13 protein-coding genes and 1 other RNA gene are annotated in these 12,536 nt (G+C 66.6%); 6 read left to right on the plus strand and 8 right to left on the minus strand.

The window, feature by feature from the left end; all coding sequences use genetic code 11:
- Window positions 1-41 precede the first annotated feature (41 nt).
- Window positions 42-269 (minus strand): hypothetical protein, encoded by a 228-nt coding sequence (locus NNX35_RS06610; RefSeq protein ID WP_227920841.1) that lies wholly within the window; start codon window positions 267-269, stop codon window positions 42-44.
- A gap of 132 nt (window positions 270-401) precedes the next feature.
- Here NNX35_RS06610 and NNX35_RS06615 point away from each other — a divergent pair, with 132 nt between their 5' ends.
- Window positions 402-896, plus strand: a complete 495-nt coding sequence (locus NNX35_RS06615; protein ID WP_255867281.1) for a DUF4442 domain-containing protein — start codon at window positions 402-404, stop codon at window positions 894-896.
- Complete coding sequence (locus tag NNX35_RS06620) at window positions 889-1,119, plus strand: hypothetical protein (protein ID WP_255867282.1); 231 nt, start codon at window positions 889-891, stop codon at window positions 1,117-1,119. The genes NNX35_RS06615 and NNX35_RS06620 overlap by 8 nt, the downstream gene beginning before the upstream one ends.
- Here the strand turns inward: NNX35_RS06620 and NNX35_RS06625 are convergent, their stop codons facing one another.
- The 3 genes from NNX35_RS06625 to NNX35_RS06635 are packed head-to-tail and all read right to left on the minus strand — an operon-like array spanning window position 1,120 to window position 3,165.
- On the minus strand, window positions 1,120-1,674 hold the full coding sequence (locus NNX35_RS06625) for a hypothetical protein (protein ID WP_255867283.1): 555 nt from the start codon (window positions 1,672-1,674) through the stop codon (window positions 1,120-1,122).
- 46 nt (window positions 1,675-1,720) lie between these two features.
- Complete coding sequence (locus NNX35_RS06630) at window positions 1,721-2,245, minus strand: SRPBCC domain-containing protein (protein ID WP_255867284.1); 525 nt, start codon at window positions 2,243-2,245, stop codon at window positions 1,721-1,723.
- Window positions 2,188-3,165: a 3-methyladenine DNA glycosylase gene (locus tag NNX35_RS06635; protein ID WP_370646981.1), complete on the minus strand. Its 978-nt coding sequence runs from the start codon at window positions 3,163-3,165 to the stop codon at window positions 2,188-2,190. Before NNX35_RS06635 ends, NNX35_RS06630 begins: the two co-directional genes overlap by 58 nt.
- Window positions 3,166-3,292: 127 nt before the next feature.
- Between NNX35_RS06635 and NNX35_RS06640 the strand changes: the two genes are divergently transcribed.
- Window positions 3,293-3,508, plus strand: coding sequence for a hypothetical protein (locus NNX35_RS06640; RefSeq protein ID WP_255765677.1), 216 nt, complete (start codon window positions 3,293-3,295; stop codon window positions 3,506-3,508).
- A gap of 85 nt (window positions 3,509-3,593) precedes the next feature.
- Here the strand turns inward: NNX35_RS06640 and NNX35_RS06645 are convergent, their stop codons facing one another.
- Window positions 3,594-4,880: an aspartate kinase gene (locus NNX35_RS06645; RefSeq protein WP_255765678.1), complete on the minus strand. Its 1,287-nt coding sequence runs from the start codon at window positions 4,878-4,880 to the stop codon at window positions 3,594-3,596.
- 217 nt (window positions 4,881-5,097) lie between these two features.
- Between NNX35_RS06645 and NNX35_RS06650 the strand changes: the two genes are divergently transcribed.
- Entirely contained in the window at window positions 5,098-6,039 is a 942-nt protein-coding gene (locus NNX35_RS06650) for an ABC transporter ATP-binding protein (RefSeq protein WP_255867286.1), read from the plus strand.
- The gene (locus tag NNX35_RS06655) at window positions 6,036-7,100 is read left to right on the plus strand and encodes an ABC transporter permease (protein WP_255867287.1); all 1,065 of its coding nucleotides are present in this window, start codon (window positions 6,036-6,038) and stop codon (window positions 7,098-7,100) included. The genes NNX35_RS06650 and NNX35_RS06655 overlap by 4 nt, the downstream gene beginning before the upstream one ends.
- Before the next feature lie 22 nt (window positions 7,101-7,122).
- On the opposite strand, the gene recR is transcribed toward NNX35_RS06655, so the two are convergent.
- The 3 genes from recR to ffs form a co-directional block, all read right to left on the minus strand.
- Complete coding sequence (recR, locus tag NNX35_RS06660; RefSeq protein ID WP_255765681.1) at window positions 7,123-7,719, minus strand: recombination mediator RecR; 597 nt, start codon at window positions 7,717-7,719, stop codon at window positions 7,123-7,125.
- 105 nt (window positions 7,720-7,824) lie between these two features.
- Window positions 7,825-10,953 (minus strand): DNA polymerase III subunit gamma and tau, encoded by a 3,129-nt coding sequence (locus NNX35_RS06665; RefSeq protein WP_255765682.1) that lies wholly within the window; start codon window positions 10,951-10,953, stop codon window positions 7,825-7,827.
- A gap of 78 nt (window positions 10,954-11,031) precedes the next feature.
- Window positions 11,032-11,127: signal recognition particle sRNA small type (gene ffs, locus NNX35_RS06670), an RNA gene on the minus strand.
- A 270-nt stretch (window positions 11,128-11,397) separates the two neighbouring features.
- Between ffs and NNX35_RS06675 the strand changes: the two genes are divergently transcribed.
- Window positions 11,398-12,150, plus strand: a complete 753-nt coding sequence (locus NNX35_RS06675) for a glucosamine-6-phosphate deaminase (RefSeq protein ID WP_370646971.1) — start codon at window positions 11,398-11,400, stop codon at window positions 12,148-12,150.
- Window positions 12,151-12,536: the final 386 nt, after the last annotated feature.

Raw genomic sequence — 12,536 nt, forward strand, 5'->3', positions numbered from 1 at the left:
TTCTAGCCGCGTTACCTGCGTTACGGTGACGACTCCGGGCCCTAGGCCGGGATCTCCAGCTGGAAGCCGCAGACGCAGCGGAGCACGGTGGTTTCCAGCTGTACATCCACCGGTTCCTGCGGCATGGATTCCACAGTGATCGGTTCGAAGATGGAGAGCTGCCGGCTGTCCCGGGGCTGCATGGGTTCGCCGCAGTGCATGTACTCGGCGTCGTCGGACTCGAGGATCCCTCGTGCCCAGAGGTATTGGTCCTTTGCTTCTATAGACATTTTTGCGCTTTCAGTCGGTCCGGAACTCCGTTGTCCGGGAGAATACTAAGCATGCTTATTCAATAGTAGGCCATGAGGTGTAGGGTCGGGGGCCATTGTGTGAGCTGGATTACCTCTGGTTAGAGTGGGGCCGTGAGACTCCTGCAAGCAAGCCCGGCCACGGTCCGCCGGCTAATGAACGTGTGGCCGCCCTTTGCCTTTACCGGCATTCGGATCACCCGACTGGACCCTGAATACCTGGGTGTCTCTGTGCGGCTGCGGTCCTACTGGTGGAACAAGAACGTGGCCGGCGTGCATTTCGGCGGCTCCCTGTTCGCGATGACGGACCCGTTCTGGATGATGATGCTGCTCCACCACCTCGGCCGCGACCACGTGGTCTGGGACCGTGCCGCGGAGATTGAGTTCCTGAAGCCGGGAAAGGGCGAGCTGACCGTCCGCTTCACCCTGGACCGGGCCGACGTCCGGCGGCTGCGCAAGCTCGCGGCCGGCGGCGACAAGGTACTGGAGTGGTTCTCGGTGGATGTTACCGACGGTTCAGGCGACGTTGTGGCACGGGTCCGCAAGCAGGTCTACGTGCGGCTCAAGCGCGACCGGGCAGTGTCCACGGAAGGAAACGGCAATGAATAACGGAGCGAACCCCCTGATCCCGACGGGCTGGGAGTTCCTGGTCACCGGAATTTCCGCGGCCCTGATCATCCTGCTGGTGGTCGCCGTCGTCCGCCTGGCCCGCTCGAGTGCAGTCACTGCCGGGGAGCGGCTTGGACTGCTTGTCTTCTGCCTGATATTCCCCGTGCTGGGACCCATTTGCACGTTGGTGATCCTGGCCCGCCGGGAAAGCGTGCGCCGGTAACTAGAGGGAGCCGTCCGCGGGGCCCAGCAGGGCGGTAAGCCGTTCCCAGCGTGAAATCTGGCAGCCGTCAGTCAGCGAGAAGGTTGTGTCCACGGCCTCGCCGCGGACCATGCCGGTGACGTGTGCGCGCTGCATTCCGCGGATCTCCTGGGTGCACATCAAGCCCGCCGCCGGCTCCGCGAGGGCGGCCACCCCCTGTTCCGCGAGCACGGCACAGGCACCGGCAGGATCCGGTACGGTCGAGCCTTCCCGGGGCCCGGCGCCGTCGCACTGCAGCGTCCACGTGCTGCTCGGCGTCGTTCCGTCCGCACTGAACTCGACGGTCAGCGAGACCGGTGCCTCCGCCGCGGTCCCGCCGGTCCCGGGAGCGGGGGTAGGGGAGCCGGTCGGTGTGGGCGAACCGACAGGCGAGGCCGGCGCCGTCGTTGACTCACTGGGGGAGCCCGTGGATTCCCCGGAATCCGGAGAACGGCCGGAATCGGCGCCGCAGGCTGCCAACAGGACGGCGGAGCACAGCAGCATGGGGACTACTGCTATTCCTCGAATGTTGCGCACTGTTCGGCCTCCATTGGTAGCGGAGCCACCAGCCTAGCCAACGCTGTCAAGCAGGGTCGGTCGAATCCGCAGCAGCGTCTGCCTGCGCCGCGAAGTAGGCATCCTGGCTTGGGAAGTAGTCCTCGAAGTCCGGCGCCGGGCCGCCGCTGCGGGCGGCCAGTAGCCGGTCCAGATAGTATTCCCAGCCCGGTCCGATGCTTGAAGCGGCCTGCGGGTCCTCCAGATGGTGGATGAAGTCCAGTGCGGTGCCGGCCGGATCATCACGGAGCCGGATCTCCAGGTCCCAGCCGCCGTATTCATCCTCCACCAGCAGGCGCAGCAGTTCCGGAGAGACGCACTCCGCTATCCGGACCCGGCTCCAGGGCAGGCCCTCTTCGAAGAGCAGCTGCAGGTCAACGGTGCCGCCACTGCCCGGGGTTCCTTCCCAGCGGCCGAACCACTGGGCCGTCAGGTCGGGGTCGGTAAAGCTGGGCCAGACGGCCGCAGCCGGTTCGGGAAAACTGCGGTGGAGAATCAGGTCGTAGGACTCGGGTCCGGTGCGGATAACCCGGCCGGTCGGTTCTGGCTGCATAGCTGTCCTCCAAAGGGTTCCAGCAGGCTCAGGATGCGCGCCCGCAACTGCTGCGATTCCTCGGCGAAGCCGCGTTGTGCGGCTGCGTACTGCGCCCGGCCGGCCGGAGTTTCCACCGCAATCGGGGTGTAACCCCAATCGGCCAGGTCGTAAGGGGAGGCGCACATGTCCATTTCCCGGATGCGCCAGGACAGCTCGAAGGCGTCCATAACCACCTCGCTGGGGAGCAGCGGCACCAGTTTGTAGGCCCATTTGTAGAGGTCCATGTTGGCGTGCAGGCAGCCGGGCTGTTCCAGGTCGCGCTGGTTCTCGCGGGTGGGGGTGAGCTCGTTCAGGGGTACTGCTTCCGGGGTGTAGAACCGGAAGGCATCGAAGTGGGTGCAGCGGATCCGGCTGCGTTCCACCAGTTCGTCCGTCCCGGCGGCACCGAGCCGCAACTGCAGGTAATCGTGCCGGATGCCGTTGTCCTCCGACTTGTAGGCCATGGCCCACTCGTGCATACCGAAGCATCCGAGCACCGGCTTCCGCGCGGCCGTGCGGGAAAGCAGCATGGTGGTGAACCCCAGGGCGTCTCCGCGCACCGCGGCGAACCCATCGGTGTCCACAATGACGGCGGGTGTTTCGGCGTCGATCCCCGCGGCGTCCCGTTCCGCTTCCGTCAGTGTCCGGTAGAACTTCCACCCGGTGCGCTCAAGTGCGGACGGACCGGTGAGGACGACGCCGGCGCCCGGGTGCCAGCGAAGCAGCTGGCCGGGTTTCTGGGAGTAGTAGGTGAAGAGGAAGTCCTCCACCGGGTGCTTCCGCCCGGCCGAGCGCCGCGCCAGGAATCCTTCGGTAAAGGGCCGGACGCGTTCTTCGTGCGCGGACTGCCGCGGCAGCCATTGGTCCTCGCTGAGGACGGTGGGGTGGGCGGGAGCAATCACCGTTCCATTATCCTGCCTCGCGGTACGCCCGTCATCCGCTGGTTCAGGCAGGGTTTGGTTGACGGAAAATACCAACCTGATCGTTAGTACGATAGGAGCGTAATGCCCGTCGGAAAGGTGCAGCATGGTTGAGAAGGAAAGCTTTGTAACCCGGTTCATGCGGACCACGGGCAAGGTGCGGCTGATCTTCGGACCCGCGCAGCAAGGGTCGCTGGACCATCCGATGACGGAGGAAAACCAGGCGCTGCTCAAGGAGCAGCAGGCCCAGGAAAAGGCGATGTGGGAAACCGTCACCCGGCCGGACGGAAGCAGCTACATCGTCTCGCGCAAGCCCGAATAAGCTCCGAACGTGCTCCGGATACGCCAGAGGCCGGCACCGCCTGGGTGCCGGCCTCTTTGCTGCCCGATGTCAGTCCGCCGCGGCCCTAGCGCCCGGTGCCGCCGTACACCGTGGCCTCACTGTCGCCGTCGAGCCCAAAGGCAGCATGCACCGCGCGTACTGCGGTGTCCAGCAGCTTGGCGCTGGTGACCACGGAGATGCGGATCTCGGAGGTGGAGATCATGTCGATGTTCACCCCGGCGGTGTGCAGCGCTTCGAAGAAGCGGTGCGAGACGCCCGGGTTGGACCGCATGCCTGCGCCGATCAGGGAGAGCTTGCCGATCTGCTCGTTGTAGTGGATGGTGTCGAAACCGACCTCGGCCTTGGCGGCGTTGAGCGCGTCGATGGCTTCCTTGCCGTCGATGATGGGCAGCGTGAAGGAGATGTCCGTCCGGCCCGAACCCTGGGTGGAAACGTTCTGCACGATCATGTCGATGTTGGAGTTGGCGCCCGCCACGATGCCGAAGATTTCCGCGGCCTTGCCGGGGATGTCCGGAACACCCACCACCGTGACCTTGGCTTCGGAACGGTCATGGGCAACGCCGGAGATGATGGGCTGTTCCAAGGGTTCTCCCTCTTGAATCTTGATCTTGTCGTCGGGGCTGGGCAGAACCCAGGTTCCCTCGTGTGAGCTGAAGGATGAGCGGACGTGCAGGGGAACGCCGAAGCGCCGGGCGTATTCCACGCAGCGCAGGTGCAGGATCTTGGCACCGGAAGCGGCCAACTCCAGCATTTCCTCGCTGGAAATCTTCTCGATCTTCTGGGCGCTCGAAACCACCCGCGGATCGGCGGTGTACACGCCGTCGACGTCGGTGTAGATCTCGCAGACATCGGCTTCCAGAGCTGCGGCCAGGGCCACCGCCGTGGTGTCCGAACCGCCGCGGCCCAGGGTGGTGATGTCGTGGCTGTCCTGGCTGACGCCCTGGAAGCCGGCCACGATGGCGATATCGCCCCGCTCGATGGCGGTCTTGATGCGGTGCGGGGACACATCAATGATCCGGGCCTTGCCGTGGATCGCATCGGTGATCATGCCCGCCTGGCTGCCGGTGAAGGACTGCGCAGAGCCGCCGAGCTGGTTGATGGCCATGGCCAGCAGCGCCATCGAGATACGTTCCCCGGCGCTGAGCAGCATGTCCATTTCCCGGGCATTGCCCTGGGTGGTGATCTGGCCGGCCAGGTCCAGCAGCTCATCGGTGCTGTCGCCCATGGCGGAGACGACAACCACCACTTCGTTTCCGGCGGCATGGGTATCCACCACGCGTTTCGCCACGCGCTTGATGCCGTCGGCGTCCGCTACGGAGGAACCGCCGAATTTCTGCACTATCAGGCTCATGCGTACACTTTCTCAAGTTTCATTGTGGTTGCTGGTGCCCGGCATCTTCGGCGCGGCTTCGAACTGTTCTCCCCGGAAAGCGGGCGGTACTACCCACAACGTCCGTCCAGAAAGTCTATCGCCGCCGTCGGGAAGTCCCGAAATACACGTGCGTAACCTGCGGCCCACCGGCGAGTCCGGGCGCAGTGCACGACGCCCGGCCCCTAGGGTGGGCGCCATGGGGAAGAGAGCCGTCACAGGCACCGGCGTGGTTGCCGGAGGGATTCAGCGCAGCTTCGGAAATGCCGCTGCGATCCGCAACATGGACTTCACCGCGCCCGCCGGCGAGGTCACGGCATTGATCGGTCCGAACGGCTCCGGAAAGACCACCCTGCTGCTGATCCTGGCATCCCTGCTGGCCCCCGACGCCGGATCGGTGCGGATCAACGGCTTCGACCCATTGGTGGACCCGCGCCGGGTGCGCGCGGGGATCGGCTGGATGCCGGACACCCTGGGCACCTGGGGATCCCTGACCGCACGGGAAATCCTGGTGACGGTGGGCGGCCTCTACGGTATGGAGCGCTCGTTGGCCGGACAGCGGGCGGCCGAGCTGCTGGAAACCGTTCATCTCACCGACTTCGCGGACAAGCCGGCACGCGTGTTTTCCCGCGGCCAGCAGCAGCGGCTGAGCCTGGCCCGCGCGCTGATCCATGACCCGTCGGTCCTGTTGCTGGATGAACCGGCGTCGGGGCTCGACCCGGGATCCCGGGTGGACCTGCGGGTGCTGCTGCGCCGGCTCGCTGCCGAAGGCAAAACCGTGGTGGTGTCTTCGCACGTGCTCTCGGAACTGGACGAAATGGTGGATCGGGCGGTCTTCGTGGCCCGCGGCGAGACGGTGAAAACCCAATCACTGGCCGACGCCGATGCGCAGGAACGCTGGTACGCCATCCGCTCCCTGAACACCGGTTCCCTGCTGCGGCAGGTGGATGAGCGCGGCATCCCATATCGCCAGCAGGGCGGCGCCGCCCGGCCGGAGGTCCAGGTCCGGTTGGCGGGGGACGCCGCCGCGGCCGAGCTGCTGCGGTCCCTGGTGCTGGCCGACGTCGCCGTTACGGCCTTTGCGCCGGCCGGCGGTGCCCTGGAGGAGACCTACATGAGTTTGGACGCTGATCGCGGATGAGTACGCAGACCCTTACCCCTGATGCCCCGGCGCTCGGCTATCGGCGCGGGGTGCGTTCTGTCTTCGCACTGGAGATGAAGCAGCGGCTGCGCTCCCGCAGCTGGTATGTGCTGCTGGTTGTCTGGTTTGTGGTGATCGGGCTGGTGGCCACCCTGACGGCGCTGAGTTCCTCCGCCACCATGGGGCCGCAGGGCCCGGCGCTCTACGAGCTGATGGTTGGCTTCATCCTGTTCTTTGGACTGCTGCTGGCACCGGCGCTTTCGGCCAATGCCGTCAACGGCGACCGTGCCGCCGGAACGCTGGCCATCCTGCAGGTCACCCTCCTGCGCCCCGGCCAGATCCTCGCCGGGAAGTGGCTGGCGTCCTGGCTGGCGTCCATGGGATTCCTCGTGGCCAGCATTCCCTTCCTCCTGTGGGCCCTGGCCCTGGGCGGTGTCCAGCCGCTCTCCGCCGTGGTGGCACTCGTTATGCTGGCCGTGGAACTGGGGATCGTCTGCGCGGTGGGGGTGGGCGTTTCCGCCCTGGCCGCCCGTCCGCTGTTCTCCATTGTGGTCACCTACATGCTGGTGGCCCTGCTGGGGCTGGGCACCCTGATCGCGTTCGGGTTGAGCGGCTTCCTGACCGAGGAGACCGTTAAGGTCAGCAGTTCCGCCTCCTATTCCTACGATGGAAACGGCGCCGAGGAATACACCTGTTCGGGTCCGCTAATGGACGTGTCCGTGGCACACACGGAGCGAATCGCGTGGATCCTTGCGGTCAACCCCTTCGTGGTGGTGGCCGATTCGATTCCCGTCACGTCGGAGCGGGACGAAAACGGATACACCGCCAGCGGAGTGATGGAGGGGATCAGCACAGTGGTGCGCCTGGCCCAGGCCGGACCGGACTACAGCACGCCGTGCATCAACGGCGAAGTCCGGGAGGGCGGCCAACCCGACGTGCCGCCGATCTGGCCGCTGGGACTCACGCTCCAGGCCGCGCTGGCTGCGGCGCTGGTTTTCCTGGGCCGGCGCAAGCTGCGGACGCCGGTCCGCAAGCTCGCTGCCGGGACACGGATCGCCTAATGGCACATGGAAGCGTCCTGGCTTAGGACATGCTCCGACGGCCCTCAAAGGCGCGGCCGAGGGTGATTTCATCCGCGTATTCCAGGTCTCCGCCCACGGGCAGGCCGGAGGCCAGACGCGTGACCTTGATGCCCAGGGTCTTGAGCATCCGCACCAGATAGGTAGCCGTGGCTTCGCCCTCGAGGTTCGGGTCGGTGGCGATGATGATTTCGGCGATCTGCTCATCCGACAGCCGGCTGAGCAGCTCCCGGATGCGCAGCTGGTCCGGACCGATGCCGGCAATCGGATTGATGGCGCCGCCCAGCACGTGGTAGCGGCCGCGGAAGGACCGCGTACGCTCCACCGCAATCACGTCCTTGGACTCTTCGACCACGCAGATCATGGTCGGATCCCGCCGCGGGTCCCTGCAGATGGTGCAGGTTTCCTGCTCCGTGACGTTGCCGCAGACACTGCAGAACTTCACCCGGTCCTTGACCGTGACAATGGCCGTGGCCAGCTTCTTCATGTCATCGGGATCGGACTCGAGGATGTGGAACGCGATGCGCTGGGCGGACTTGGGCCCGACGCCGGGAAGACGGCCTAGTTCATCGATGAGTTCCTGAACGGCACCTTCGTACACGTAACCTTCTCTGCTGGGTTGAACTGCGTTTATAGCTGGCTGTTACCGGGGTATTCCGCATGCTGCGGGCCCCGGAGCGGGCGTCTTACGGGGGACCAGCGCTGGTCAGCGGCCGTCCAGGCTGCGTTCCTCGATCAGCCGCCCGCCCAGAATCCGTTCGATCGCCTTACGCCCCACCAGACCGGAATCCTCAAGCGTGATGTCATCCGCGCTGGGAACATCTTCGACGTAGGTCGAGTCTACTGGGCGGCTCCCCCGGACGGGGGCTCCGCCGCCGCGCTGGGCAGCTTCATTGAGGAGCTTCTGGTAACGGCTCAGCGGCTGGTTGGGAGCACCGCCGGAAGGGGCGGCGGGGGACATCGTCGTCGGCGGAACGGATGTCCGGACGCCTGGTGCTGCTGCACCCCGGTCCTGACCCGGCGCCGTCGTGGTTCCGGGCCGGGCGGTCAAGCCGGCGGGGGCGGCCGACGCCGACGCCGGTGCCGACGCCGGTGCCGCAGCCCGCGGGGCGCCCGCGGGTACGGCTGATGACGGGGAGGTCTGTGCGCCGCCGGCCCGGCTGTCCGCCGCGGAGTTTCCGCCGGCCGGTCGGGTGGTGGACCCGGTGCCGGCCCAATCGGTACTCGCCCATTCGGAGTCCGAGAGGTGTCCGCCGGAGTACACATCCACGGGCGCTTCGGCGGTTTCCCAGGCGTTGCTTTCGGGTGCGTCGTTGAATGGATCGCTCGGCTCGTCCGGCCAGGGCTCATCGGAAGGACGGTTTCCGGCTGAGCGCCCTGCAGCTCGTGCGCCGGAGCTGCCGTTCCGGCCGGAGGTTCCGCGGGCGGCCTGGCCCGGACCGGTGGACGGAGTTCCGCCGCCGTTGGAACTGCCGGCGCGGCGCCGGAGGGCAGCCGTAGCCGCGTTGACCGGAGCGCCTGGTGCCGCCGGTTCGGGTGCGGCCACCGGTGCTGCAACGGCCTGAGCCTGCTGCGTCGGAACTGCACGGTTCGCTGGCGTTGCTGGCTCCGCTGCCGGTGCTGGTGCCGCTGCCGCAGGCGCCGTTGCCCTCGGGGCCGAATCCGGGCCCGGAGCCGACGCTGCGCGCGAGTCCGGGGCAGCAGCCCCGGTCATCTTGGCGGTTTCGCTGGAAGGAGCGGCGGCAGCCGTGGTGCTTCGACCATCCTGCACCGACGGAGCTTGGGCTGCAGGCGCCTGCGCCGGTCGTGCCTGAGCCGGTTGTGCCTGAACTACCGGTGCCTTGGCGGCCGGTGCGGATGCCGGCGCTTGCCGGCTATCGGCTTTTGGGCCCGACTCACCCGCTGACGCCGAGCTGTCATGGATCGGATTGATCTGGCAGTCCAGCGCCAGGACCTGATGGATCGCCTTGCGCAGGTTCTCCAAATGGTCGGGGCGGTTGAAGTTGGTGGCCGCGCCGGGGTTGGTGAAGGCAAGTTCAAGAACCTTGCCGTCAAAGGCGCGCGGGCTGGAGTTTTTGCTGACGTTCAGCCAGGTGGCACGGCGGATGCTGGTCAGGGCATCCATGATTTCCGGCCAGGCACGGCGGATCATCTCGATCTGCCCGCTTCCGCCGGCCGGTGCCGAAGCGGGACCGCCGGCCGGAGCCTGCCGCTGCTGAGGCTGGACCTGCTGGGCCGGTGCCTGCTGCGCCGGCTGCGACTGCGCGGGCTGGGACACCGGCTGCGACTGGGCGGGCTGCGACTGCGCTGGCTGCGACGGTCCGCCAGCGGCAGGGCGGGAACCGTTGGATCCCGCTGCGGGCGCGGCGCTTGAAGCGGCAGGGGCATCCGCCGGGGAAGGCGCCTGCGCCGGGGTGGACCACGTGCCGCCCCAGTCCAGGGAACTTCCGGCGGGCTTGCTGTCCTGGCTGGAGGCTGCCGGTGCGGCAGGGGTTGCTGCTGCATCCGGGGCGGGCGTTGCCGCAAAGTCGGTTCCCCGGGGAGATGCCGGAGCTTCGTCCACCGCAGGAGCTGAAGCAGCTGCCTGCGAAGCCGTGGGTGCGGCCGCGGGAATGGTGTTCACCGGAGACGCTGCAGCTGCAGCGCGGCCCATGGCCTCGGTGGGATCACCTGCATAACTGAGCCGGCGCTCCAAGCGGTCCACCCGTGCGGCCGTCCCGCGTTCGGCCTGGTCTGCGGCCGGAAGCAGAATACGGGCGCAGAGCAGTTCGAGGTGCAGCCGCGGCGACGTGGCACCGGTCATCTCGGTCAAGGCAGTGTTGGTGATGTCTGCGGCGCGGGATAGTTCACTGCTGCCCAGCTGGGTGGCCTGGGTCTGCATCCGGTTGATCTGGTCTTCCGGCATGCCGCGGAGCACGGTGGATGCGCTGTCCGGCATGGCGTTGACGATGATCAGGTCCCGGAAGCGTTCCAGCAGGTCTTCCACAAACCGGCGGGGATCCTGGCCGGTCTGGATGACACGGTCCACGGCGCGGAATACGGTAGCTGCGTCTGCGGCGGCAACTGCGTCGACGACGTCGTCGAGCAGCGACACCGGGGTGTAACCCAGCAGCGAAACGGCCAATTCGTAGTCCAGGCCGTCGGGGCCGGCGCCGGCCATGAGCTGGTCAAGGACGGAAAGGGTGTCGCGCACGGACCCGCCGCCGGCGCGGATCACCAGGGAAAGGACGCCCGGGGCGACCGCTACGTTCTCCTGCGCGCAGAGCTTTTCAAGGTAAGCCAGCAGCGGCTCCGGCGGAACGAGGCGGAAGGGGTAGTGGTGCGTGCGGGACCGGATGGTGCCAATGACCTTGTCCGGCTCCGTGGTGGCGAAGATGAACTTGATGTGTTCCGGCGGCTCTTCCACGATCTTCAGCAGGGCGTTGAAGCCGGCGGACGTGACCATGTGGGCCTCGTCGATGATGAAGATCTTGTAGCGGTCCCGGACCGGGGCGAAGGTGGCGCGCTCCCGGAGGTCGCGGGCGTCGTCGACGCCGCCGTGGCTGGCCGCGTCAATCTCGATGACATCGAGGCTGCCGGACCCGTCGCGGGCCAGTTCAACGCAGCTGTCGCACTTGCCGCAGGGGACCGGGGTGGGGCCCTCGGCGCAGTTCAGGCAGCGGGCAAGGATGCGCGCAGAGGTGGTTTTGCCGCAGCCGCGCGGGCCGGAGAAGAGGTACGCGTGGTTAACGCGGTTCTTTTGCAGGGCCGCCATCAGCGGCTCCGTGACGTGCTCCTGGCCGATCACGTCTGCGAAACTCTCGGGACGGTAGCGGCGGTAAAGGGCTGTACTCACAGATAGAAGCCTATCGGTTGGCACTGACGGTTTTTCCTCCGGCGGCAGGCACGGTGGAAACTCCACTTCCTCAAAAAAATTAAAGACCCCCCATGCACCTGCCAGAGCCCGCTTACCCTTGCTACCTTCCGGTCCTGGGGGAGTTCACAGGATGACACCACATGAGGGGCCGGGAACCAGTCTACCCGAAAATTCCGGGCCTCGACTCGCAGCGGATCCGGGGTGTATCTCCGGGGTATAGAGCCATACTGCGGGTACGGAGCCATACTGGAAAACCCGCCGGATCAGGAGTGTGCCCATGCAGCGTTCCCCAGCTATGCAGGTAGAGACAGCCCGGACAGCAGCCCCTGCGCTTCCCGTGCTGCCGGACCTGCCGAGCGAACCCGCATCGAGTCCCGACTTTCCCGCTCTATATAGGGCCGGCGATGTTCCCGGGGCGCCGCATTGAGTCTCGCCCTATATACGGTTCCCGACGCCGCCGGGCTGGGCGCGCTTGGTGCCTCCTTTATAGAGGTGCTGGTTCGGGACCGGCCGGATGCCGTACTTGGGCTCGCCACGGGGTCCTCGCCCCTGCCGGTGTACCGGGCGCTGGCGGAGCATGAACTGGACCTGTCCCGGGTACGGGCGTTTGCCCTGGATGAGTATGTTGGACTGCCGGCCGACAGTGAACAGTCCTATGCCGCCGTTATAGACAGGGAGGTCACACGCCCCCTCGGATTGGATCCGCGCTGTGTGTCCGTTCCGGACGGCAGTGCGGAGGACCCCGCCGAAGCGGCCGAAGCCTTCGAACGCCGGCTGGAAAGTGCCGGGGGAGTGGACCTTCAGCTGCTGGGGATCGGGCATAACGGCCATTTGGCCTTCAACGAGCCCGGCTCATCCTTGGATTCGCGTACCCGGGTGCAGCGCTTGTCCGAAACCACGCGGAGGGCCAACGCCCGGTTCTTCCCTTCCACGGGGGAGGTTCCGCAGTTCTGCATTACCCAGGGGCTGGGGACCATCCGCCGTGCCAGGCACCTGCTGCTGTTGGTCCGCGGCGGGGATAAGGCAGGAATCCTGGCTCGGGCACTGACCGGACCGGTGGGTGTTGATTGCCCGGCCTCCATCCTCCAGTTGCATCCGCGGGTCACTGTCATCACGGATGAGGCAGCGGCCTCCGGGCTGGCGGGCCTGGAAGAAGCCCTGCTTCCGCCCGGATAGGGTGGGGCCTGCCGTGGGAACCCGTGCCGGGCGGCCGTCTGATGCCTGCGGGAAGGCGCCGGAAACGACGCCGGAATCGGGCGGGAAATGCGTGTCCGGAGTCACCCCGAATCCGATTTGCAGCTGGGGGCAAACGTGTGTAAAGTTTTCTAAGTCGCCGCGGCCGGGACGCTGGAAAAGCGCCCGAGCATGGCGGCCAAACCCCAACAAAAAACAGAGTCCAACCAGTGCGCGCCCTTCGCGGGGCCGGTGGAAAAGACTCCGGTTGATGCTGGGTCCGGAACGGCGGAAAACGCCTTTCACGGGCTCCCGACAAGGGAAACCGCGAATTGCAAATAACGCCGGAATGGAATAAGATATAAAACATTGCAGCGAAGAAGAAAAGG

The organism is Arthrobacter sp. zg-Y844 (assembly GCF_024385465.1).
GTDB lineage: Bacteria > Actinomycetota > Actinomycetes > Actinomycetales > Micrococcaceae > Arthrobacter_B.